25 protein-coding genes are annotated in these 21,230 nt (G+C 38.0%); 8 read left to right on the top strand and 17 right to left on the bottom strand.

The window, feature by feature from the left end; translation table 11 throughout:
- The first annotated feature begins 19 nt into the window (after window positions 1-19).
- Window positions 20-1,402 (top strand): hemolysin family protein, encoded by a 1,383-nt coding sequence (locus LG402_RS01365; RefSeq protein ID WP_166540291.1) that lies wholly within the window; start codon window positions 20-22, stop codon window positions 1,400-1,402.
- A 75-nt stretch (window positions 1,403-1,477) separates the two neighbouring features.
- Here the strand turns inward: LG402_RS01365 and LG402_RS01360 are convergent, their stop codons facing one another.
- On the bottom strand, window positions 1,478-1,684 hold the full coding sequence (locus tag LG402_RS01360) for a DUF1107 domain-containing protein (RefSeq protein WP_036939412.1): 207 nt from the start codon (window positions 1,682-1,684) through the stop codon (window positions 1,478-1,480).
- Between the two features lie 282 nt (window positions 1,685-1,966).
- Here LG402_RS01360 and LG402_RS01355 point away from each other — a divergent pair, with 282 nt between their 5' ends.
- Complete coding sequence (locus LG402_RS01355) at window positions 1,967-2,527, top strand: YtfJ family protein (RefSeq protein WP_109408488.1); 561 nt, start codon at window positions 1,967-1,969, stop codon at window positions 2,525-2,527.
- Window positions 2,528-2,581: 54 nt separating this feature from the next.
- Here LG402_RS01355 and cysQ read toward each other — a convergent pair whose 3' ends face one another.
- Entirely contained in the window at window positions 2,582-3,322 is a 741-nt protein-coding gene (gene cysQ, locus LG402_RS01350; protein ID WP_166540290.1) for a 3'(2'),5'-bisphosphate nucleotidase CysQ, read from the bottom strand.
- Window positions 3,323-3,464: 142 nt separating this feature from the next.
- Window positions 3,465-4,085, bottom strand: coding sequence for a peptidylprolyl isomerase (locus LG402_RS01345; RefSeq protein WP_036939421.1), 621 nt, complete (start codon window positions 4,083-4,085; stop codon window positions 3,465-3,467).
- Window positions 4,086-4,345: 260 nt separating this feature from the next.
- Here LG402_RS01345 and LG402_RS01340 point away from each other — a divergent pair, with 260 nt between their 5' ends.
- From LG402_RS01340 to LG402_RS01325, 4 genes are all read left to right on the top strand, one after another.
- A complete protein-coding gene (locus LG402_RS01340; RefSeq protein ID WP_227336301.1) occupies window positions 4,346-5,794 on the top strand; it encodes an NAD-dependent succinate-semialdehyde dehydrogenase in 1,449 nt (482 codons plus the stop codon).
- Between the two features lie 377 nt (window positions 5,795-6,171).
- Window positions 6,172-7,008: a hypothetical protein gene (locus tag LG402_RS01335; RefSeq protein ID WP_193015654.1), complete on the top strand. Its 837-nt coding sequence runs from the start codon at window positions 6,172-6,174 to the stop codon at window positions 7,006-7,008.
- Entirely contained in the window at window positions 7,001-7,402 is a 402-nt protein-coding gene (locus LG402_RS01330) for a DUF1240 domain-containing protein (RefSeq protein WP_088493996.1), read from the top strand. The genes LG402_RS01335 and LG402_RS01330 overlap by 8 nt, the downstream gene beginning before the upstream one ends.
- A 413-nt stretch (window positions 7,403-7,815) precedes the next feature.
- Window positions 7,816-8,109 carry a DUF1240 domain-containing protein gene (locus LG402_RS01325; protein ID WP_166540366.1) on the top strand — a complete coding sequence of 98 codons (294 nt, stop codon included), beginning with the start codon at window positions 7,816-7,818 and terminating at the stop codon, window positions 8,107-8,109.
- Between the two features lie 31 nt (window positions 8,110-8,140).
- Here LG402_RS01325 and LG402_RS01320 read toward each other — a convergent pair whose 3' ends face one another.
- The 4 genes from LG402_RS01320 to LG402_RS01305 all read right to left on the bottom strand — a co-directional run bounded on the left by LG402_RS01320 (window position 8,141) and on the right by LG402_RS01305 (window position 9,896).
- Window positions 8,141-8,617, bottom strand: coding sequence for an Hcp family type VI secretion system effector (locus LG402_RS01320; RefSeq protein WP_109408484.1), 477 nt, complete (start codon window positions 8,615-8,617; stop codon window positions 8,141-8,143).
- A gap of 242 nt (window positions 8,618-8,859) precedes the next feature.
- On the bottom strand, window positions 8,860-9,507 hold the full coding sequence (zinT, locus tag LG402_RS01315; protein WP_088493998.1) for a metal-binding protein ZinT: 648 nt from the start codon (window positions 9,505-9,507) through the stop codon (window positions 8,860-8,862).
- 4 nt (window positions 9,508-9,511) lie between these two features.
- Window positions 9,512-9,637 (bottom strand): type B 50S ribosomal protein L36, encoded by a 126-nt coding sequence (gene ykgO, locus LG402_RS01310; RefSeq protein WP_006535739.1) that lies wholly within the window; start codon window positions 9,635-9,637, stop codon window positions 9,512-9,514.
- A gap of 10 nt (window positions 9,638-9,647) precedes the next feature.
- Window positions 9,648-9,896 carry a type B 50S ribosomal protein L31 gene (locus tag LG402_RS01305; RefSeq protein WP_099076377.1) on the bottom strand — a complete coding sequence of 83 codons (249 nt, stop codon included), beginning with the start codon at window positions 9,894-9,896 and terminating at the stop codon, window positions 9,648-9,650.
- A gap of 238 nt (window positions 9,897-10,134) precedes the next feature.
- Here LG402_RS01305 and LG402_RS01300 point away from each other — a divergent pair, with 238 nt between their 5' ends.
- Together LG402_RS01300 and LG402_RS01295 are read left to right on the top strand one after the other, a co-directional pair.
- Window positions 10,135-11,829 carry a hypothetical protein gene (locus tag LG402_RS01300; RefSeq protein WP_109408481.1) on the top strand — a complete coding sequence of 565 codons (1,695 nt, stop codon included), beginning with the start codon at window positions 10,135-10,137 and terminating at the stop codon, window positions 11,827-11,829.
- A gap of 53 nt (window positions 11,830-11,882) precedes the next feature.
- Window positions 11,883-12,551 carry a LysM-like peptidoglycan-binding domain-containing protein gene (locus LG402_RS01295; RefSeq protein ID WP_227336300.1) on the top strand — a complete coding sequence of 223 codons (669 nt, stop codon included), beginning with the start codon at window positions 11,883-11,885 and terminating at the stop codon, window positions 12,549-12,551.
- Between the two features lie 89 nt (window positions 12,552-12,640).
- Here the strand turns inward: LG402_RS01295 and rplI are convergent, their stop codons facing one another.
- The 10 genes from rplI to hflC form a co-directional block, all read right to left on the bottom strand.
- Window positions 12,641-13,090 (bottom strand): 50S ribosomal protein L9, encoded by a 450-nt coding sequence (gene rplI / locus LG402_RS01290; RefSeq protein WP_023583606.1) that lies wholly within the window; start codon window positions 13,088-13,090, stop codon window positions 12,641-12,643.
- Window positions 13,091-13,130: 40 nt separating this feature from the next.
- Window positions 13,131-13,358 carry a 30S ribosomal protein S18 gene (rpsR, locus tag LG402_RS01285; protein WP_000135199.1) on the bottom strand — a complete coding sequence of 76 codons (228 nt, stop codon included), beginning with the start codon at window positions 13,356-13,358 and terminating at the stop codon, window positions 13,131-13,133.
- A 4-nt stretch (window positions 13,359-13,362) separates the two neighbouring features.
- The gene (priB, locus tag LG402_RS01280) at window positions 13,363-13,683 is read right to left on the bottom strand and encodes a primosomal replication protein N (RefSeq protein WP_166540286.1); all 321 of its coding nucleotides are present in this window, start codon (window positions 13,681-13,683) and stop codon (window positions 13,363-13,365) included.
- A gap of 8 nt (window positions 13,684-13,691) precedes the next feature.
- Window positions 13,692-14,090: a 30S ribosomal protein S6 gene (gene rpsF, locus LG402_RS01275; RefSeq protein WP_072069598.1), complete on the bottom strand. Its 399-nt coding sequence runs from the start codon at window positions 14,088-14,090 to the stop codon at window positions 13,692-13,694.
- A 163-nt stretch (window positions 14,091-14,253) separates the two neighbouring features.
- Window positions 14,254-14,997, bottom strand: coding sequence for a 23S rRNA (guanosine(2251)-2'-O)-methyltransferase RlmB (gene rlmB / locus LG402_RS01270; RefSeq protein ID WP_166540285.1), 744 nt, complete (start codon window positions 14,995-14,997; stop codon window positions 14,254-14,256).
- Between the two features lie 90 nt (window positions 14,998-15,087).
- Window positions 15,088-17,577, bottom strand: a complete 2,490-nt coding sequence (gene rnr, locus LG402_RS01265; protein ID WP_166540284.1) for a ribonuclease R — start codon at window positions 17,575-17,577, stop codon at window positions 15,088-15,090.
- Window positions 17,578-17,616: 39 nt separating this feature from the next.
- A complete protein-coding gene (nsrR, locus tag LG402_RS01260) occupies window positions 17,617-18,045 on the bottom strand; it encodes a nitric oxide-sensing transcriptional repressor NsrR (protein WP_166540283.1) in 429 nt (142 codons plus the stop codon).
- A gap of 426 nt (window positions 18,046-18,471) precedes the next feature.
- Entirely contained in the window at window positions 18,472-19,770 is a 1,299-nt protein-coding gene (locus tag LG402_RS01255) for an adenylosuccinate synthase (protein ID WP_109408525.1), read from the bottom strand.
- A 102-nt stretch (window positions 19,771-19,872) separates the two neighbouring features.
- Entirely contained in the window at window positions 19,873-20,043 is a 171-nt protein-coding gene (locus LG402_RS01250) for a hypothetical protein (protein ID WP_164525857.1), read from the bottom strand.
- 182 nt (window positions 20,044-20,225) lie between these two features.
- Window positions 20,226-21,230 carry a protease modulator HflC gene (gene hflC, locus LG402_RS01245; RefSeq protein ID WP_166540282.1) on the bottom strand — a complete coding sequence of 335 codons (1,005 nt, stop codon included), beginning with the start codon at window positions 21,228-21,230 and terminating at the stop codon, window positions 20,226-20,228.

Raw genomic sequence — 21,230 nt, 5'->3', positions numbered from 1 at the left:
GGGGTGATGTGAGCCTTATATGCTTAATAGTTTACTCATTGTGCTTTTGCTTTGTGCTATCAGCGCCTTTTTTTCGCTGTCTGAAATTTCTCTTGCCGCCTCTCGTCGAATTAAACTCAAACAACTCGTTGATGAAGGTAATATTAACGCTGCCCGCGTCTTAAAAATGCAAGAAATGCCAGGCATGTTTTTTACTGTCGTTCAAATTGGATTAAATGCAGTTGCCATTTTGGCAGGTATCGTTGGTGAGTCTGCATTCTCTCCTTCACTAAAAAGTTTCTACCTACAATTTTTTGAAGAGCCTCTAGCTCAACAGCTTGGGTCTATCTGCTCTTTTATTATTGTCACATCAATGTTTATTTTACTGGCTGACTTAACCCCAAAACGCATTGGTATGATTAAGCCTGAAGCTATCGCATTAAGAATTGTGAATCCAATGCGTTTCTGCCTTGCTTTTTTCCGCCCTTTAGTATGGTTATTTAATGGCATGGCTGATCTCATCTTCAAGCTGTTTAAAATTCCGATGGTCAGAAATGAAGATATTACTTCTGATGATATTTTCGCCATAGTGGAAGCCGGAGCTGTTGCAGGGGTTTTACGTAAACAAGAACATGAACTCATTGAAAATGTCTTTGAATTAGAATCACGTACCGTGCCTTCTGCAATGACGCCTAGGGAAGATGTGGTTTATTTTGATCGCGAAGAAACTGAAAACGACATTAAAGAAAAAATTGCCACCCAGCCTCACTCTAAATTTTTAGTTTGTGAAGGTGATATCGACCATATTATTGGTTATGTGGATTCTAAAGAGCTTCTTAATCGCGTTATTAATGGACAAAGCCTAAATCTCAATGAAGGTGTTCATATCCGTAAAGCGCTCATTATTCCTGATACATTAACACTTTCAGATATGTTAGAAAGTTTTAAAACATCAGGTGAAGATTTTGCCATTATCCTCAATGAATACGCCATGGTAATGGGTGTTATTACGTTAAATGACGTGATGACAACATTGATGGGCGATTTAATTGGGCCAGGACAAGAAGAGCAAATTGTCAGTCGTGATGAGCATTCATGGTTAGTTGAAGGTGGTACACCAATTGATGATGTGATGCGCGCACTTGATATTGATGATTTCCCTGATTCAAGTAATTACGAAACTATTGCTGGTTTTATGATGTTTCGCTTACGCAAGATCCCAAAACGCACAGATTATGTGAAGTTCTCAGGGTATAAGTTTGAAGTTGTCGATATTGATAATTATAAAATTGATCAATTACTTGTGACAAAAATTGATGATATTCCTCCCGTTAAACCCGTCTTACAGGAGCATGTTCCTGTTACACAGACAACAACAACGGAAGTAGAAATCAAAAAAGATGAAAATAAAATTGCTGATTAGTAACTAAATGAAATTAATAACTGAGTCTTATCTGAAAACTCAAAGAGAAAGACTCAGTTATCTATCAGATAAAAGTTAACCCATTTCAGCTTTAAGTAAAATAACCTGCTGGTTTACTTCACTCATAACATTAAAATGTAGCTTATCTTTTATTTTAGGCAGTAAAATTTTGCCGTAATCAAATTCAAATGCACCCATTCCTTTGATGTAAAACCGTCCACGAAATAACGTCTTAACGTAGAGAGCAATTTTTTCAGGGTTATAGCGATTGAAGATTTTCATCTTTCAGTTAGTCTCCCATGCTCGTTGTTGAGTTTAATAAGTCATAAAAACTTATCTTTATATATCAAATTTAAAGACCTAATTATAAGTACTAGGTTCAACTTATTTAAATTTCTTATCTATTTTTACATTTATTGACAGTAAAGAATATAAATCAAGATAACGTAAGCAATATCTTACCCTCTGAATGTTAAATAAATGTATCAAGAATGCGGTATTATTCTTCACTAGCTTCTATGCTTAAATAGAATCTAACGTCATCTCAATAATAGGACAATGGCTATGCACAAACTCACCTTAGCTGCACTTTTACTTAGCACATCAACATGGGTATTTGCTCATAACATCACTGAGAATACCGTACTCCCAGCAGTCACCATCAATGACAAAGGTGAACTGCTTTATGACACAACTAAAGATAAGTTTAGCTACCAAAATTGGAACAGTGGTCTGCTTAGTGGAAAAGTACGTACAGTTCAGCATATAGCGGGACGTAGTAAGGCAAAGGAGATGAATGCACCGTTTATTGAAGCGGTTAAATTGGCCAAATTCCCTCAAGCGAGCTATCAAACAACGACAATTATTAATACAGATGATGCAGTATTTGGGACGGGCCCCTTTGTACGTGGCAGTGTTGAAGACAGTAAAAAAGAGTTTCCTTGGTCACAATTTATTGTTGATGCCGATGGCGCAGCATTAAAAGGCTGGGGATTAGAAAAAGAGAATTCAGCGATTATTGTACTTGATAAACAAGGCAAAGTACGTTTTGTGAAAGAAGGCGTATTAAGTGGTGCTGAGATAACCACAGCTATCAATCTTATCAATGATTTAATTAAAGAATGATGTGAGATATCGGAGCCTTTATTAAACAAAAGGCTCCGACCGCCTCTCTACATACTAAAATATAGAAACTCTAAATCCTGGGTTTATCAGCGATTCTTTAGGAGAATAATCTAACGTTATCCCTTTCCAATCTGTGACATGTGCGCCAGCAGCAATCGCTATGGCATGACCTGCCGCCGTATCCCACGTATGCGTGGGTCCAAAACGAGGATAAAGCTGGGCTTTACCTTCTGCAACAAGACAAAATTTTAGAGATGAGCCGACGGCAACCGTTTGATGTTCACCTAGCTGTGATAAATATTCTTTTAATTCATCATCTTGATGAGAACGGCTGATCACTATCACAGGGGGTTCTGCCCGACTTGCATGAATAGGTAATCGCTGGCCACACTCCTCTTTCCACGCTTTTTTATTGGCAGCCGCATATAACACATTTTGCACTGGTGCATAAACGACCCCTAAAATCGGAATACCCTTTTCGATTAAGGCTATATTTACCGTAAACTCACCATTCTTACTGATAAATTCTTTAGTACCATCTAATGGGTCAATTAGCCAATAACGATCCCAATGGCGGCGAACTTCCCATTCAGGTGGATCTTCTTCAGATAATTGAGGTATATCAGGAGCAATAGAAGCAAGTCCTTGTTTGATAATTTGATGAGCGGCTAAATCTGCTTCTGTAACAGGTGAATTATCACTTTTTTCCTGCACTTGGATCGGCTCGGATTGCTGATAAATCTGCATTATCGCCATACCGGCTTGGCGAGCTAATTTGCTGACTTGTTCTAACATAATGCACCTCTCTTATTTCTATAAGCATGATCACTTCTCTTATAAAAATCAATTACCCTACTATCTCTTTATTTTAGTATAGAGACAACAATAGCCGGCAAAACCGGCTATTTTTTACTCTGATTTACCGCAGAATAAGAAATTATAAAATTTCTAATAATTCTACTTCAAATACTAATGTTGCGAATGGAGGAATAGCCGCACCAGCTCCGCGTTCGCCATAAGCTAATTGATAAGGAATATATAATTCCCATTTAGAGCCTACTGGCATTAATGTTAATGCTTCAATCCAACCTGCGATAACACCATTTACAGGGAATTCTGCTGGCTGACCGCGTTGAACAGAACTGTCAAATACAGTGCCATCAATTAAACGCCCCGTGTAGTGAACACGAACATGATCAGTACGTGCAGGGATAGCACCTTCACCCGCTGTCAGTACTTTATACTGTAAACCTGATTCTGTAACTTGAACGCCTTCATTTTTCACATTTTCTTCTAAGAAAATTTTACCCGCATCAGCAAGCTCAGCTTGGCGTTCTTGGCGAACGGCTTCAGCACGCTCATGCATAGTACGTAAGGCATTGTGTAATGTTTCAACAGGTACAGAAGGCGCATTACCTTCTAATGCATCGGTCAAGCCAGCTAACAGTGCTGCGGGCTCTAATCCTTGAAGACCTGATTCAGTCAGTTGTTGACCGACTTGCAGACCAATACCGTAACTTGCCTGTGATTCGATAGAATCAAATGATGGTTTTGACATGAAAAATACCTGTTTTTTATGAAAGTTAAACCCAAGAATAACAGTGGTAAGGTACAGCGTAAACCTTCTGTCTTGTGTTATGGGAATTATTCATTAAAAACCTAAACAATTGACTCTATTTATCCTGTTTTTAGCACTTTTTAGTGTGATTTTTCATACTTATTTTCACAACATCGTAACGCAGGCATATACTTATAAACAGGCACAGAACTGCCTAGCTTTATAAATATCAATATATAATGTGTTCAGAGAGGTATTAAGTGAAGATAACGACAAATCCCTATTTCCGCGAACAAGGCTATATTGATGGTCTTTGGTGTAACGCTAAAAACAACGAAACTGTTGATGTTATCGATCCTGCCACAGGTACTTTACTGGGTACTGTACCCAATATGGCAACACAAGAAGCAATAATGGCTGTTGATGCTGCACAAAAAGCCTTACCAAAATGGCGCGCACTCACAGCACATCAGCGCGGAGCATTATTGCAAAATTGGTTTAAATTAATCACTGAAAATAAAAGAAAACTTGCTGAATTAATGACATTTGAGCAAGGTAAACCCGTTGCTGAAGCTGAAGGTGAAATTACTTATGCAGCTTCTTTTATTGAATGGTTCGCAGAGCAAGGTAAGAGAACCAACGGTGAAATTATTCCCTCACCTTCCGCTGATAAACGCTTGATGGTGATCAAACAAGGTATTGGTGTCTGTGCTGCTATTACACCTTGGAACTTCCCGGCTGCTATGATCACCCGTAAAGCAGCTCCTGCATTAGCGGCAGGTTGTACGATGGTGATTAAACCGGCCAATGAAACACCTTATACCGCATTGGCCTTAGCAGAATTAGCGGCTCAAGCCGGTATTCCTGCTGGTGTTATTAATATTGTCACTGGTGATGCTATTAAAATTGGCGAAGTCTTTACCTCCGATAACCGTGTTCGCAAATTAAGTTTTACAGGCTCTACAGGCGTTGGACGTTTATTAATGCGCCAGTGCTCAGATAGCGTAAAAAAAGTCTCTTTAGAATTAGGCGGTAATGCACCGTTTATCGTGTTTAACGATGCCGATATTGATAAAGCGGTCGAAGGTGCTATGGGGGCAAAATTCCGTAATGCAGGACAAACCTGTGTTTGTGCTAACCGTTTTTATATTCATAAAGATGTTTATCAACAATTTAGCGAACGCTTTGTTGCCGCCGTTAAAAAACTCAAAGTGGGGAATGGTTTTGAAGAAGGTGTCACTATTGGGCCTCTCATTAACCGTAAAGCTGTTGAAAAATCACAATCATTGCTTGCTGATACATTAAAACGCGGTGCAACACTGCTTTGTGGCGGAGATAATGACAAAGCGGGTGAGAACTTCTTCCAACCTACCGTTGTTGGCAATGTTCCTGCTGATAGCCATATCCTTGAAGAAGAAATATTTGGCCCTGTTGCACCTTTAGTTATTTTTGAAAATGAAGATGAAGTGGTGCATTTAGCTAATAATACCATTTATGGCTTAGCCGCTTATTTTTATAGTGAAAATCCACAACGTATTTGGCGTGTTGCTGAAAATTTAGAATACGGCATGGTGGGTATTAACACCGGTTTAATTTCCAATGAAGTTGCACCATTTGGTGGTATTAAACAATCAGGTTTAGGTCGTGAGGGCTCTGAACACGGTATTGAAGATTATATGGAGATGAAATATCTCTGCCAAGGATTATAAATAACCTTTAACCCAACTTATAAAAGTAAGTCAGCATGGATGCTACTGCTTTTTCCCTTACTATTTTCTCCTATTATCAAAAAATATTAAAAATTATATTTTTAACATAAAGATATAAAATTATATTTATATATTCTCAGTTTATTTATTACTTATATAAGAAATATAAAAATAACTTCTTTTATAGTGAAGGATACTATCCACTTAAAAGAAATAATAAAAACAATAAAAATAGAATTTTACATAATAAAAAATAAAAGCATACTTGTTGTTAAGCTAACTTTTAATTAATTAATCTAACAGCAGATATTTTTAATTGCATAAAATCATAAATTTTATTAATCTAATTTAAATTTATAAAAAAAGGATCTTTTTATATGGGCTATATATACGATACCACCGTTATTGATTGGGACAGAGAAGAACAATACAACAATAAGAAAAGAATTGAGCGGATCCTTAATGATACCGAAGATGATGAAAATGTTGCGGCACTGATCACCCTTGAAGAAGCTGATTATGTTCTAAAAAACTTATCCACCCCAACACCTTACAAATCATCGAAAGATACTTTATTTAGTATTGGTGATATCGCTTCATCATATTCTGGAAATATCTATGAATCATATAGAGTCGAAAGAATTGTTAATGAGTTTAGAAATATCAATATCACAGCGACTGAGTATGTAGGTAAAAATGGAAATGTTTATATAAGAATTTCAGGTCATGCAGGCGTTAGAGCTTATTTAAATGCAACTCGTTACCTAGCAAATAATCCTCGTATTATATATATGGGAGTAGGAACCCAAGGAATGAATTCCGTTTCAGCAGGAGGTGTACGTTTTGCAATTGTATTTTCAGCAGCTTATAGAATTGTAGAACTCATATTTAGAGATGAATATGATCTCACTAATTTTTTCGTAAATATCACTATGGATATGGCAAAATTGGCTATTGCAACACAAGTAAGTGCAACTATAGTCGGTGTTATAACAACATTAGGGATAATTTCAGGAGGAAGTATCATTGTTGTATCTGTAGGAATATTTTTACTGGGTCTTGCAATTTCATATTTTCTCTATAAGTTAGATGATGAATTTAAGATCAGTGAAACCATAATTAAAAATCTAAAATCTTATCGGGAAAAGAAACCTGAAACACCTTATCACCCTGATCAATTTTTCACACAATGGGGAAGACTTAGCCGTGGATAAAATAAGCCCACTGAAATTATTTTTAACTTCTTTATTTGTTTTTTTATTATCTATTTTTTGTTTTTATTTTTCAATATCATATTACATTGAATATTTTTCAATGAAAGAACGTATATTATTCTCTTTCCAGACAGCATTATTGTGTTTTGGTTCTCCCCTATTAATATATTTTTCTTATTTGATTTTTATTTGTGCATATAAGAAAAAAACACAAAAAATGAATAATAAAATAGCTGGTTACCTCGCAATTATGGCAATAGCAGGTATTATTTTCAGTTTCTTTTTTTCATTTTATGTCAGATATGATTTAGTCTCTAAGGGGTATTATATTTGTTATAAACAATCAATTTTTGCACCAAGTGAATATGTTATATCAAAAGATATGTGTAAATAGCACATATCTTTTGATAATGAACTAAAGCTTATTAAATCATATCACTGTTAATACTATATTACTAACTGGTAGTATCGTAACAGCAGCATTAACGGCAGGAACAAGTGTTATAGTCGTTGCTTTAGGTGTATTTGTTGTGGGGTTAGTGATAGCAGTTGCCCTATATAAATTAGATGATGAATTTAAGATCAGTGAAACCATAATTAAAAATCTAAAATCTTATCGAGAAAATAAACCTGAAACACCTTATCACCCTGATCAATTTTTCACACAATGGGGAATACTTAGCCGTGGATAAAATAAAAAAAATAGAGATAAAACTGGTTAATTTAATACTATCTTCTATCTGTATCTTACTTCTATCAATTTTTGGATTTTATTACTCAATAATTTATTACATAGATTACTTCTTAATGAAAGACAAAATAATATTCTCGTTTCAAACTGGATTACTCTGCTTTGGAGTTCCTTTAACTTTTTATTTTTCCTATTATGGTTTTCTTTGTGCATATAAGAAAAAAACACAAAAAATGAATAATAAAATAGCTGGTTACCTCGCAATTATGGCAATAGCAGGTATTATTTTCAGTTTCTTTTTTTCATTTTATGTCAGATATGATTTAGTCTCTAAGGGGTATTATATTTGTTATAAACAATCAATTTTTGCACCAAGTGAATATGTTATATCAAAAGATATGTGTAAATAGCACATATCTTTTGATAATGAACTAAAGCTTATTAAATCATATCACTGTTAATACTATAACTTGATGTATTAGCAACCAAATGAACCCTGGATATTGAGGTGTATTTCATTTGAATACGTTGATATGGCATTGATTCATTATCATTTATTGAATCAGGAAAAATATCAGAAACCTCAATTAGAGAAACTTCAGTCAATTTAATTTCATAATATTTTTCAAGTTGCCCATGTTGGCTTGTTCTATAAAAAGTGAATATTGCTTCTAAGACTTCGTTATTATCTAAAGCTGTTGAAAGTAATGGTGATGATTTATCTATAGGCTTAGTAAATATAACTGGTTGATAAGATGCATTTTGTGCACGAACAGAACTATTATTTAAACTAATAACTTGAATTTCATCCTCATGATTAAGTTGGTAACGGTTTCCTATCGAATCAAGAGATGAACAACCTACAGAAATTAACCCTTGGACTTTTCCTTTTAAAGTTAGATAAATAGGATATGCCATAAAAATTCCTTTTAAAAAAATTAATCAATAATTAATTACATATATTAGATAATAAAAATGAAGAAACTTAATTTGATATAATTTATTTTATCACCAAATAAACATAAGTATAGTTACTAATCAAATGGCTTTCACATGAATTCTTTTATTGTTCTTTTTATATCAAATAATTAATTAAAAAAAATCTAGCACTCCTTTGCTAAAGATTTTTATTACTTTATTTTCTATTTATTCCACTTAAATCAGTGATAAAGCATTTCGTGAACAATATCATCTGCTTTCATCGAATAAGGGTAATATGTTGGCCAATTACTTAATTCTTTAAGTAATTCATCTTGCGATGTATTGCCCATATATAAATGGAAGTGCCCTGCTTTCTCTGGTGCAATAATGTGGTCGCTAAATTGAATAAATTTGGGCGCTTGGCTTTTGGCATCATCACAGCGGAAAAGATAACGTACCCCTTTTTTACCCGACTCATAATACAGAATACGATAACCATCATAGTGATATTCACAGCTATCGACTTTCTCTCCACGGTGGAACTCAATGATATTGTTTTCAATACCAATCATATCCACATCAGTTTTATAGCCTTGTGTATAGTAAGCTCGGTACTCTTCAACCGTTTTATCTTTTTTTGTTTCCGCTTTCTTTTGCAACACCTCATCTAATTCACCGCTGAGAAGATAAGGCTCTACAGATTGCCATACACCATCCCAATCACTGAGTTGGCGATCAAGAACATCCTTACCTTCAAAAATTCCATTAGCGGCATCTCGTTGAGCTTGTGTTTGTACTTTTTCATGATGGTGCCCATGTGCTAAAACTGACATTGCACTACCCAATAGCCCCATAATTAAAACACAAGAAAGGACTGGTTTTTGCATAATCTTACCCCTGAACGGCTTTAAAACGTGGATTTGACTTACAAATTACATAAAGACGACCACGGCGACGCACCACTTTGCAATCTGGATGGCGTTGTTTAGCGCTTTTCAACGAACTTAATACCTGCATTTTTTCTTCCTTACTTAATAAATTGACCAAAACGTTTATTAAAGCGTGCCACATTACCTTCTTGAGAATGCGTCTTTTGTTTACCGGTATAAAATGGGTGTGATTGAGAGGAAACATCTAGTGTTACATAAGGATATGTTTGCCCTTCATACTCTATTGTTTTTTCCGTTTGGATGGTCGAACCCACTTTAAAATAAGCATCTGCACTAGTGTCATGGAAAATCACTGTTCGATATTGAGGATGAATACCTGGTTTCATATAAAACTCCAACTCGTGCTTGTAATGTTATAATATAACAATATTGAATTGCAGTAATGTAGCGCTTTTTAATTTCCTTGACTAGTTTTTTTTAATCTGTTTTCAATCTTAGAAAAAAGGAGGCTGTTTTAGGTGTGACTTTTTAAGTGATATAAGTGGGTTTTCTGGCCTTTTTTTATCCAGTTTATCTATTTTCCGCTAGAGTTATACTAAGACGGCAAAACAAATAGGACATATTATGACTAATTGGCGCGATAAGCTTTTCAGTAAGTCACCTCTGTCTATTGATCTTAATATAGACTTTCCTAATGTTTTTCCTACTTCTACTCCTTCGCTTTTTTCACTGTTAATTCCTTATGAAATAGGCGATGAGCCTTTACCTGATGAATTAAATCTATTGTCAGAAAGCCACTTAAAAGAAAAATCAAATAATGAATCTATTCCTTTTAGTTGGTCAGCTGGCGCTCGTGAAGGCATTATTCTGCATCAACGGATAGGTCGCGCGATCGAACAGCAACCTTCGCAGCAATCATGTGAGGAATTTGTCCTATCACTCTATAACGCAATCAAACATGTTGTGCTGTTACCCGATAAAGATCATATCACTTCTTTTTATGCAATAGCCTGTCAGGATAAACTCGCCCCAATAACTTATCTTTCCCAGTTGATCGAGCAAATAGAACAAGATGAAGCATTGTTTAAAAATGAGATCTATTTTCAGTTGATCTTATGGATCTTAAAACTGAGCCCTGATAAGAATCCCGTTAAAATCGCTTTAGGGTTGTTAAGATCATTTCGTGATAATACTTCTCAACGTTTGCTTTTATTGTTTGCTCTTCATCCTGAATTTACACTCTATGCTATTCGTTCACTAAAACAACGCCTTTCCTGTGAAGAATTTGAGCCTTTTTTATATCCACTTGGTCAACGTACTAAGGGTTGGGGACGTATTCAATTTATTGAATATCTGCCAACAGCACTTTCGGTAAATAACCGTTATTGGTTACTCACTGAAGGTTATAAAAATAATGTAATGACAGAATATGTCGCCTATGACTGTGTAACGAAAGGCAAACTATTAGAGATGCTCCATACGCATCCTTTAGATAACACACTGCTACTGGGTTGTAGTGATTTATTGCGTTCATTGCTTAATGGCGGCCCAGCAAAAGATATTTATGATTACATTGAGGGTGTTCAAGTTTGCAAAGCATTTATTTCACAGGTCGATGCACTGCCACCAAAAGAGCTAAAATTGCTTCATTGCGTTTGTGAAATCGCTGATTTTGTACAAAATAGTGGTGAGGATTGGTTATTACTCGAAACTTTAGGATGGGATGACCATATCCAACAGCAAATTATGTCTGTTTCACAAAATATTATTCAAAAACCAGAGTGGTCAACACTCATTATTGAAGCATTACAACACCCCTCTCGCTCAAAAAATTACCAAGCAAGTTTGGTAGCAAAATCTCTTCGTCTTGATATCTGGGAATTGCTTTTTTCACTGCAAAAAGATAATCCCAATGCAGACTGGTGGCATCAGTTAATGCAAACAGATGCTTCTCATAAAATAGAAAGGGTAGTCAAACTTGCAGAACAACAAATTGCATTAACACAATTAGGTAGCACAGATGATCCATTAATAACTACTGACTCTGAATATCAGCCTCATCATGCCGTTGAATACATTATGCAAGATCTTGGTGGTTTTCCCGGTATCGGCTGGTCACTCATCAAACGGCAGTTACGTAGCCCGACATTGCGTGATAGAAATATGGCGCTGAATGTTCTTTCAACTTGGTCTGATACATTATTGCCTCATGATCTTTATGGTGAATTAACACAAGCCTTAACCATAGAAACCGATAAAAATGCTTATCAACGTATAAAGCTATTTTTAGTTAACCATCAAGGAAATGAAGAACATTAATGGTTAGAGCGAATAGATAATTCTGAAAAGAATTCAGGGAGCAGGTTAGGATCATGGTTCGTGCTAGTATGGCTACAAGGAATAAAAAAGATGTTACAGCAATTCATAATACTGATTCACAGATCAATAATGAGGTGAATATGGGCAAATTCCCTGGCTTACATCGTCGAGCAATACTGGTTATTGCCGTGGTTTTGTTGGTCGTATTTTTTTGGCCAACAAGTGAAAATAACGGTGAGCCACCTCAACCGTCATCATCGACACAAGATCTTCCTGTGCCCATTGCACCATCAGTCACTAACGAAGATCCAATTTATCAAGCACCGATCCCTCAAGCACAAGATAGCTTAGATGCTGATCAAGGAACGGGACTTCCTAGTGAGAATTCAACGACAAACAATATAGATGAAGGTGTTGATCAAACAACACAACCACAAGGATCCGCTTCAACATCCTCACAAAAATGGCAAACATATACCATTAAAGAAGGACAAACCTTAGCGCAGCTCTTTAGAGATAATCAACTTCCAGTAAATGATGCTTTTTCTATGGCAAAATCTGAAGATCAACAAAAATCATTGAGCCAACTGCGTTCAGGGCAGGAAATTCGATTACAACGCAATCCACAAGGTGATATCAGTATGCTGGAAGTGACAAACAGCGCAGGTACTGTCATTACTTACACACGTTTAAGTGATGGAAGTTATTACCGCACACCATAGAAATAGTGGTAAGAAGATTAAATTTATTCAAAAAAAAACGCCAGCTAAGCTGGCGTTTTTTTTATCAACATTAACTGTTTAATCAAAGATTATTCAGCAACGATGATAACATTCAGTTCAGCGAATACGTCACTGTGAACTTGGAAGTGAACTTCGTGGTCACCAGTAGTACGCAGAACGCCATTTGGCAGGCGAACTTCGCTCTTACACATTTCAACGCCAGCTGCAGTTACTGCATCAGCGATGTCACGAGTACCGATTGAACCAAACAGTTTACCTTCGTCACCCGCTTTAGAGCTGATAGTGACAGAACCCAGTGCATTGATCTTCGCTGCACGAGCTTCAGCTGCTGCTAAAGTTTCAGCTAATTTAGCTTCTAACTCAGCACGACGCGCTTCGAAAAACTCGATGTTTTTCTTAGTCGCAGAAACAGCTTTACCCTGTGGGATTAAATAGTTACGAGCATAGCCCGATTTTACGTTAACCTGATCACCCAGGCTACCCAGATTCGCTACTTTATCAAGCAGAATAATTTGCATTACCTTATCCTCTACAAGTCATTAATGGACTATATACCTATTACTGATGACGATCAGTATAAGGTAATAAAGACAGGTAGCGTGCGCGCTTGATAGCACGAGCCAGCTGACGCTGGTATTTTGCACGAGTACCGGTGATACGACTTGGTACAATTTTACCACTCTCAGTGATATAGTTTTTCAGCGTAGCGATATCTTTATAATCGATCTCTTGTACGCCTTCTGCTGTGAAACGGCAGAACTTACGACGACGGAAATAACGTGCCATATGGCTAGTCTCCAGAATCTATCAATTCAATCTGCTCGGCATGAAGCACCAATTTAAACAATCCATTTCGCGCCTGATGGCTACTAATGAATCCTGAAACGGTGATTTGGCTGCCGACCGTTATACTGTGAGTAATTGCTTGTAACGCTTTCCCGCTAGCAATAATGGGCATTCGACACCATGATTGTCTTTTTAATCCCGCCTCTTCTTGCATTGAACGATGTTCAATAACAAATTGACAGTGCGGGATCCCGGCGGGGCTAACTTTTCGTATTAATGCTTTGCACACTGTGCCAGTTAGCACTAAATGATTATTAGCCGTCACAGCACTAATTACTCTTCAGAATCCTCTGCTACATCATCAACTTCATCTTCTTCATCGAGGTCATCAGCGATATCACGACGGCGTTCGTCTTTTGCTTTAACCATTGGAGAAGCTTCAGTTACTGCGTGTTTAGTACGCATGATCATGTTGCGGAGAACGGCATCGTTGAAACGGAAAGTAGTTTCCAGTTCATCAATCACTTCTTGCGGAGCTTCAACGTTCATCAGAACGTAGTGTGCTTTGTGCAGTTTGTTGATTGGATAAGCTAATTGACGACGACCCCAGTCTTCTAGACGGTGGATCTGACCATTTGCATTAGTGATAGCGGTTTTATAACGCTCGATCATGCCCGGAACTTGTTCGCTCTGGTCAGGATGAACCATAAAAACGATTTCGTAATGACGCATTTGATATTGCTCCTTACGGATTTATCAGCCTCCTGTCAGGGTCAGTCACCACCCATGGAGGCAAGGAACTTGTTTAAGTTGTGACTGAAAAAATTGACGCGTAACTATACCCCCGCGGTCAATAAAACTCAAGGGAGTATCGAGAATAAAATAAATTAAGCGATTATTTCACAATAATACGCTGGCGCATTGCTTCAAATAAGCAAACACCTGTTGCAACAGAAACGTTGAGCGAAGACACTGTACCCGCCATTGGGATACTGATAAGTTCATCACAATGCTCACGCGTTAAACGGCGCATTCCTTCACCTTCAGCGCCCATCACCAAAGCCATAGGACCGGTAAGTTTGCTTTGATATAAAGTATGGTCTGCTTCCCCTGCTGTGCCGACAATCCAAACGTTCTCTTCTTGCAAAAAGCGCAATGTACGAGCAAGGTTAGTCACTTTAATCAAAGGAACACTTTCCGCTGCACCACACGCAACTTTTTTCGCTGTAGCATTTAATTGTGCGGAACGATCTTTAGGGACGATAACAGCGTGTACACCAGCAGCATCTGCGCTACGTAAACATGCACCTAAATTATGCGGATCTGTTACACCATCTAGCACTAATAAGAAAGGTGTACCGACTTTAGCTAATAAATCGGGTAAATCTTGTTCTTGGTACTGACGACCAGGTTTCACTTTTGCAATGATACCTTGGTGAACAGCACCTTCCGTTTGAGTATCTAACCATTGACGATTAGCCACTTGAACTAAAATCCCTTGGGCTTCTAATTCGTGGATGACGGGAGTTAAACGGCGATCTTCACGCCCTTTTAATACATAAACTTCTTTAAAACGTGCAGGATCACGCTCAAGCAATGCTTTTACTGCGTGAATACCATAAATAATTTCTTCGCTCATAGCGGTGCTTACTCATTAAAAAATAAAAGGCACAAAACAGATAAAAGGCGGAGTCTCCGCCTTTTAAAAAAGAACCAGAAGAATAAAACGTTATGCGTTATCGCGTTTGGCTGCGCGTTTAGCTTTAAGTTTTGCTTCTATCTTTTTGGTTTGTGATGATGCTTTCTTGCGTTTACTACTTGCTTTATCTTTAGCAACTTGGTCTTTTACAGCTCTGTCTTTGTTTGCATTGCCTTTAGCTGATTTTCCTTTTTTAAAGGCGCTATCTGGCTCAAAGTTTTTATCTTTGCTTGCATCACGACGTCGAGACTTACTAGAACTTGCGTTTTTCTTGTCTTTTTCGCCCTTTAACCCGCGAACTCGTGCTGTTTTACCCGGGTTACGCGCTGTGCGTGTTGTTGAAATTAAGGAAAAATCGATAGTACGTTCATCCATACTGACTGCTTCAACTTTAACTTCAACTTCATCACCAAGGCGATAGACTTGTCCTGAAGACTCACCAATTAAACGCTGCCCAACGTTATCGTATTGATAGTAATCATTATTTAATGTAGAAACATGCACTAAACCATCGATAAACAGATCGTTTAAGCGAACAAAGAAACCAAAGCCCGTTACACTGGTGATAATACCGGTAAATTGTTGACCAATTTGATCCAGCATAAAGTCACATTTCAGCCAATCAGCCACATCTCTTGTTGCTTCATCAGCACGGCGCTCCGTTAAAGAACAGTGCTCACCTAATTGCAACATGGTATCCATATCACTATGGTAACCACCTGTCGGTGTCCAACGTTGTGAACCGTGGCCTTCTTCCTTCGCAATCTGATATTTAATTGCACGATGCAAGGCTAAATCAGGATAACGACGAATTGGTGAGGTAAAGTGTGCATAAGACTTCAGTGCTAAACCAAAGTGTCCACGGTTTTCAGGATCGTAAATCGCCTGTTTCATGGAACGCAAAATCATAGTTTGTAGCATTTCACGATCAGGCCTGTCTTCAACCTCTTTCATGACACGCGCATAATCTGCTGGCTCTGGTGTCAAGCCACCAGGTAGCGTTAAACCTAATTCATTAAAGACAGAACGTAAATTCAGTACGCTTTCTTCTTTTGGTTTATCATGAATACGGTATAACGCAGGCTCTTCATTCTTCTCAACAAAACGAGCTGCAGCGATATTCGCTAAGATCATGCACTCTTCAATCAATTTGTGTGCATCATTACGAACAACCGGTTCAATACGCTCAATACGACGCTCAGCATTAAAGATAAACTTCGCTTCTTCTGATTCGAAACCAATTGCACCGCGCTGTTCGCGTGCTTTATCTAACGCTTGGTATAACTCATACAGATGCTCAATATCCTTAACGATAGGCTTATAGTGTTCACGTAGTTCTTCATCACCTTGAATGATCTTCCACACTTTGGTGTAGGTCATTCGAGCATGAGAACTCATCACCGCTTCATAGAATCGATAAGAAGAAAGACGTCCTTGCTCAGAAACAGTCATCTCACAGACCATACATAGACGGTCAACTTGTGGATTTAATGAACACAATCCATTAGACAGAACTTCTGGCAACATCGGTACAACTTGAGAAGGGAAATAAACGGAGTTTCCTCGGCTACGTGCTTCTGTATCTAACGCTGTTTGTGGGCGTACATAATAGCTAACATCGGCAATCGCAACCCATAAACGCCAACCGCCACCTTTTTTACGTTGACAATAAACAGCGTCATCAAAGTCTCGCGCATCTTCACCGTCAATAGTAATTAAAGGTAAGTCACGTAAATCAACACGTCCTTCTTTAGCTGACTCAGGCACTTCTTCTTTTAAATCAGCAACTTCTTTTGTCACTTTTGCAGGCCATGTATAAGGGATTTCATGAGTACGTAATGCGATTTCTACCGCAATACCAGTTCCCATGGTTTCACCTAAAATTTCAACAATACGGCCTACTGCTTGTGTGCGTCGAGTTGGTCTTGTTGTGACTTCAACCACCACCACATTACCCATACGCGCACCCATGATATCTTCTTTAGGGATAAGAATATCAAAACTTAAGCGGCTATCATCCGGTACAACAAACCCCATACCAGATTCAATAAAATAGCGACCAACAATTTGGTTATTTCTTGGTTCAATAACACGCACTACGCGACCTTCACGACGACCTTTTCTATCCATACCTAAAGGTTGGGCTAAAATAACGTCACCATGCATGGTTTTTTTCATTTCATCTTGTGAAAGGTAAAGATCATCTTTTTGACCTTCTGCGCGTAAAAAACCATAACCATCACGGTGACCGATTACCTTACCTTTCCATAAATCAAGACGCTCAGGTAACGCATAACATTGGCGGCGAGTAAAAACTAACTGCCCATCACGCTCCATCGCTCTTAAACGACGACGTAACGCTTCTAGGTCTTCTTCTCCAGAAATTTTTAACGCCTGCGCTAAATCTTCACGACTCATAGGGGCCGTGCGCTTTTTCATTTCTTCTAAAATATATTCGCGACTAGCAATTGGAGAGGCGTATTTCTCTGCTTCTCTATCTTGAAAAGGATCTTTTGACATTATGACCTCCAAGCTATCAGATTTGATGAAATAGTAGACTCAAACATCTTCTAATAACAATTTATATAAGGAGCTATTGTTTTCAACTAGCTCTGCGAGTGTGTGACGGTCTAACTCTTTCAAAAACTGCTCAATCGCCTGATTTAACACCAGTTTTAATCGACAAGCTGGGGTAATGTGGCAAAACTCAGCACTACAGTTTACTAATGAAAGTGGCTCTAAAGCACGGACAACATCACCGACAATGATGTCTGCAGCAGGCTTGCCTAAACGGATCCCTCCATTTTTACCGCGAATAGCCTCAACAAACCCCAAATGGCTCAGTTGATTAATAATTTTCACCATATGATTACGTGAGACACCATAAACTTGCGTCACTTCTGTGATGCTCGTCATTTTGCCTTCTGGCAATGAAGCCATATATATCAATGCTCGCAATCCATAATCTGTAAAACTGGTTAATTGCACAATGACCTCTGAAAAGTGGTTTTCCCTATTAAAGTTGTTTAGGGATAAGTAATTAGTAATGAGAATATCATTTTATTAAGCAATATTATGTTTAATTTTTGGACATTTAGCAAAGATATGCTCAAAAGTGAGTTATTTCCGTCTCTCACTTGACTACTAACAAAATAATAGCGACATCACAGGCAAAGAAAAAGCGATACTGTCGATTTTCAACAGATCGCTTTTCTATTTCTGGCATTACAACAATAACATTGTCTTATTGTTTTTACTCGTTACAGATAAAACAGAAGCAAAACCGAGTGTAAAGCTGTCTTATCTTATTATGTAACGCGCATTTTTATCTTTAATTCACCTACAAACAGATACGAAAAAATCGCCCCTGTCATTTTCAGGGACGATTTTCACATCAAGCCTATTTAATGCGAATTAAGCATCAAATGGATGACGGAGAATAATAGTCTCTGAGCGATCTGGGCCTGTAGAAACGATATCAACAGGAACACCAGTTAACTCTTCTACACGTTTGATGTAGTTTAGTGCTGCTTGTGGCAATTGGGCGTGATCTTTCACACCAAATGTCGTTTCGTTCCAACCCGGCATTGATTCATAGATAGGCTCGATACCTTCCCAATCATCAGCAGCTAAAGGTGTAGTATCAATCACTTCACCGTTTGGTAAACGATAGCCTACGCACAATTTCACTTCTTTCAGACCATCTAATACATCCAGCTTAGTCATGCAGAAGCCAGACAGTGAGTTGATTTGAACAGCGCGACGAATAGCAACGATATCTAACCAACCAGTACGACGGCTACGACCAGTGGTTGCACCAAATTCTTGGCCTTTCTCACGCAGGAAGTCACCCACTTCATCAAACAGTTCAGTTGGGAATGGACCTGCACCGACACGAGTAGAATACGCTTTGATGATCCCTAATACGTAGCCAACATAGCGAGGGCCTAAACCTGAGCCTGTTGCCACGCCACCAGCGGTGGTGTTTGAAGAGGTTACATATGGATAAGTACCATGGTCGATGTCTAATAAAGTACCTTGTGCACCTTCAAACATCACTAACTCACCGTTTTGTGTTGCTTTGTACAGTAAGTCAGAAACATCAACAACCATACCTGTCAGAATATCAGCGATTGCCATGATATCGTCTAAGGTTTTTTGGTAATCAACAGGTTCAACTTTGTAGTAGTTAACCAGTTGGAAGTTATGGTATTCGATGATTTCTTTGAGTTTTTGTGCAAATGCTTTTTTATCAAACAGATCGCCAACACGTAAACCACGACGAGCAACTTTATCTTCGTAAGCAGGGCCAATACCGCGACCTGTTGTACCGATAGCTTTCTCGCCACGCGCTTTCTCACGCGCATTATCTAATGCGATATGATAAGGAAGGATTAATGGGCAAGCTTCAGACAGAAGTAAACGAGAGCGAACAGGAATGCCACGATCTTCAAGTTGGGTCATTTCCTTCATCAGCGCTTCTGGTGATAAAACGACACCGTTTGCTATGATGCTAACAACATTTTCACGGAGAATGCCTGATGGGATTAAATGAAGAACGGTTTTTTCACCGTCGATGACTAGAGTGTGACCCGCGTTATGGCCACCTTGGTAGCGAACAACATACTTAGCGCGTTCTGTCAGCAAATCGACTATCTTGCCTTTGCCTTCGTCACCCCACTGGGTGCCCAATACGACAACGTTATTACTCATTTCAAAATACACTCGGTTGCTTAAAAAAGGATTCTACCATCTCAAATCAAGAGTTACAGTAGATTTTATCTAATTATGTCATCCCCGCTTTTAAGCAATAGATTATCTTGCCATTGTCAATATTTTTGCCCGAAAAATCCGCACCACAAACATATTGTGACTTTCATCAACAGTTTTGATCGCAAAAATAGGAAGCAGAGTGACATAAAAGTGAAAATGGCGAAGAAGACGCTTCGGAATTGCCGAAGGTTTATCTTGAAATGCAATTTTCACTTTATACTATCCCAGCTAAAGCCATTTTGGAAACCATTAAGGATAATTTTTCATCTTAATAAGCACAATTATTTATTTTGCTACTAAGTAATTCTTTTTATCTTATTGATATCAAAAAAAATCCCCCACTTATTAAGGTGGAGGGTTTTTATTATTTATTCAGTCAATCTAACGCGTTTTAATTACTCTTCAATCGCACGCGCTTTGGTTGGTGCTTTCATATAGCGTAAGAAATCGCTATCTGGGCTTAACACCATGACGTCATTGCCGTCTTGATTAAAGCTCTTCTCATAAGCACGTAAGCTACGAATGAAAGCATAGAAGTCAGGATCTTGGTTGAATGCATCAGCAAACAGTTTTGTTGCTTGTGCATCACCTTCACCACGAAGACGTAAAGATTCACGCTCAGATTCAGCTAATGTTTCTGTTACTGTCTTATCCGCCGCTGCACGAATTTTCACCGCTTGCTCTTGACCTTGTGAACGGTGACGACGAGCAACTGCTTCACGTTCTGCACGCATACGCTGATAAATCGCCTCAGAAACTTCCATAGGTAGGTTGATTTGCTTGATTCGAACGTCAATCACTTCAATACCTAATGCTGCCATACTGTTCATATTGATAGCAGGAGCTTGGCCTTTAGTTTCTTCAGCTACTTTCTTCGCTGCAATAGCAATAGCATCATCAGCAGCACTTGTATCACGAGAAGGTGTACCTTCATTCAGTGCATTACGAACATCAATGGTTAAACGACCACGAGAATCCGTAATAATTTGGTTTACGCTCATACGACCAATTTCAGAACGTAAACGGTCACTGAATTTACGACGTAGTAAAGTTTCAGCTTGCGTTGTATTACCACCACCTGTTGCCAGATAGTAAGTACTGAAATCACTGATACGCCATTTTAGATAAGAATCGACTAATAAGTCTTTGTTCTCACCTGATAAGAAACGGTCTTGCTGGATATTCATAGTTTGAATACGCGCATCCAGTTTTTTCACATTCTCAATGAATGGAATTTTAAAATGAATACCTGGCTCATAAACAACAGGTTTATTTTCAGCATCACGCACAACTTTCGCAAAGCGTAAAATGATACCACGCTCATATTGTTGAACGACAAATACAGAGGAGTACAACAACGCTAAAATAATAACTGCAACAACAGCGATAACTTTACGCAT

Origin of the sequence: Proteus sp. NMG38-2 (assembly GCF_020640995.1) — a bacterium.
In the GTDB taxonomy this organism is placed as follows: domain Bacteria; phylum Pseudomonadota; class Gammaproteobacteria; order Enterobacterales; family Enterobacteriaceae; genus Proteus.
The sequence above is the reverse complement of the archived record's forward strand: the minus strand, read 5'-3'. Positions and strand labels throughout refer to the sequence as shown.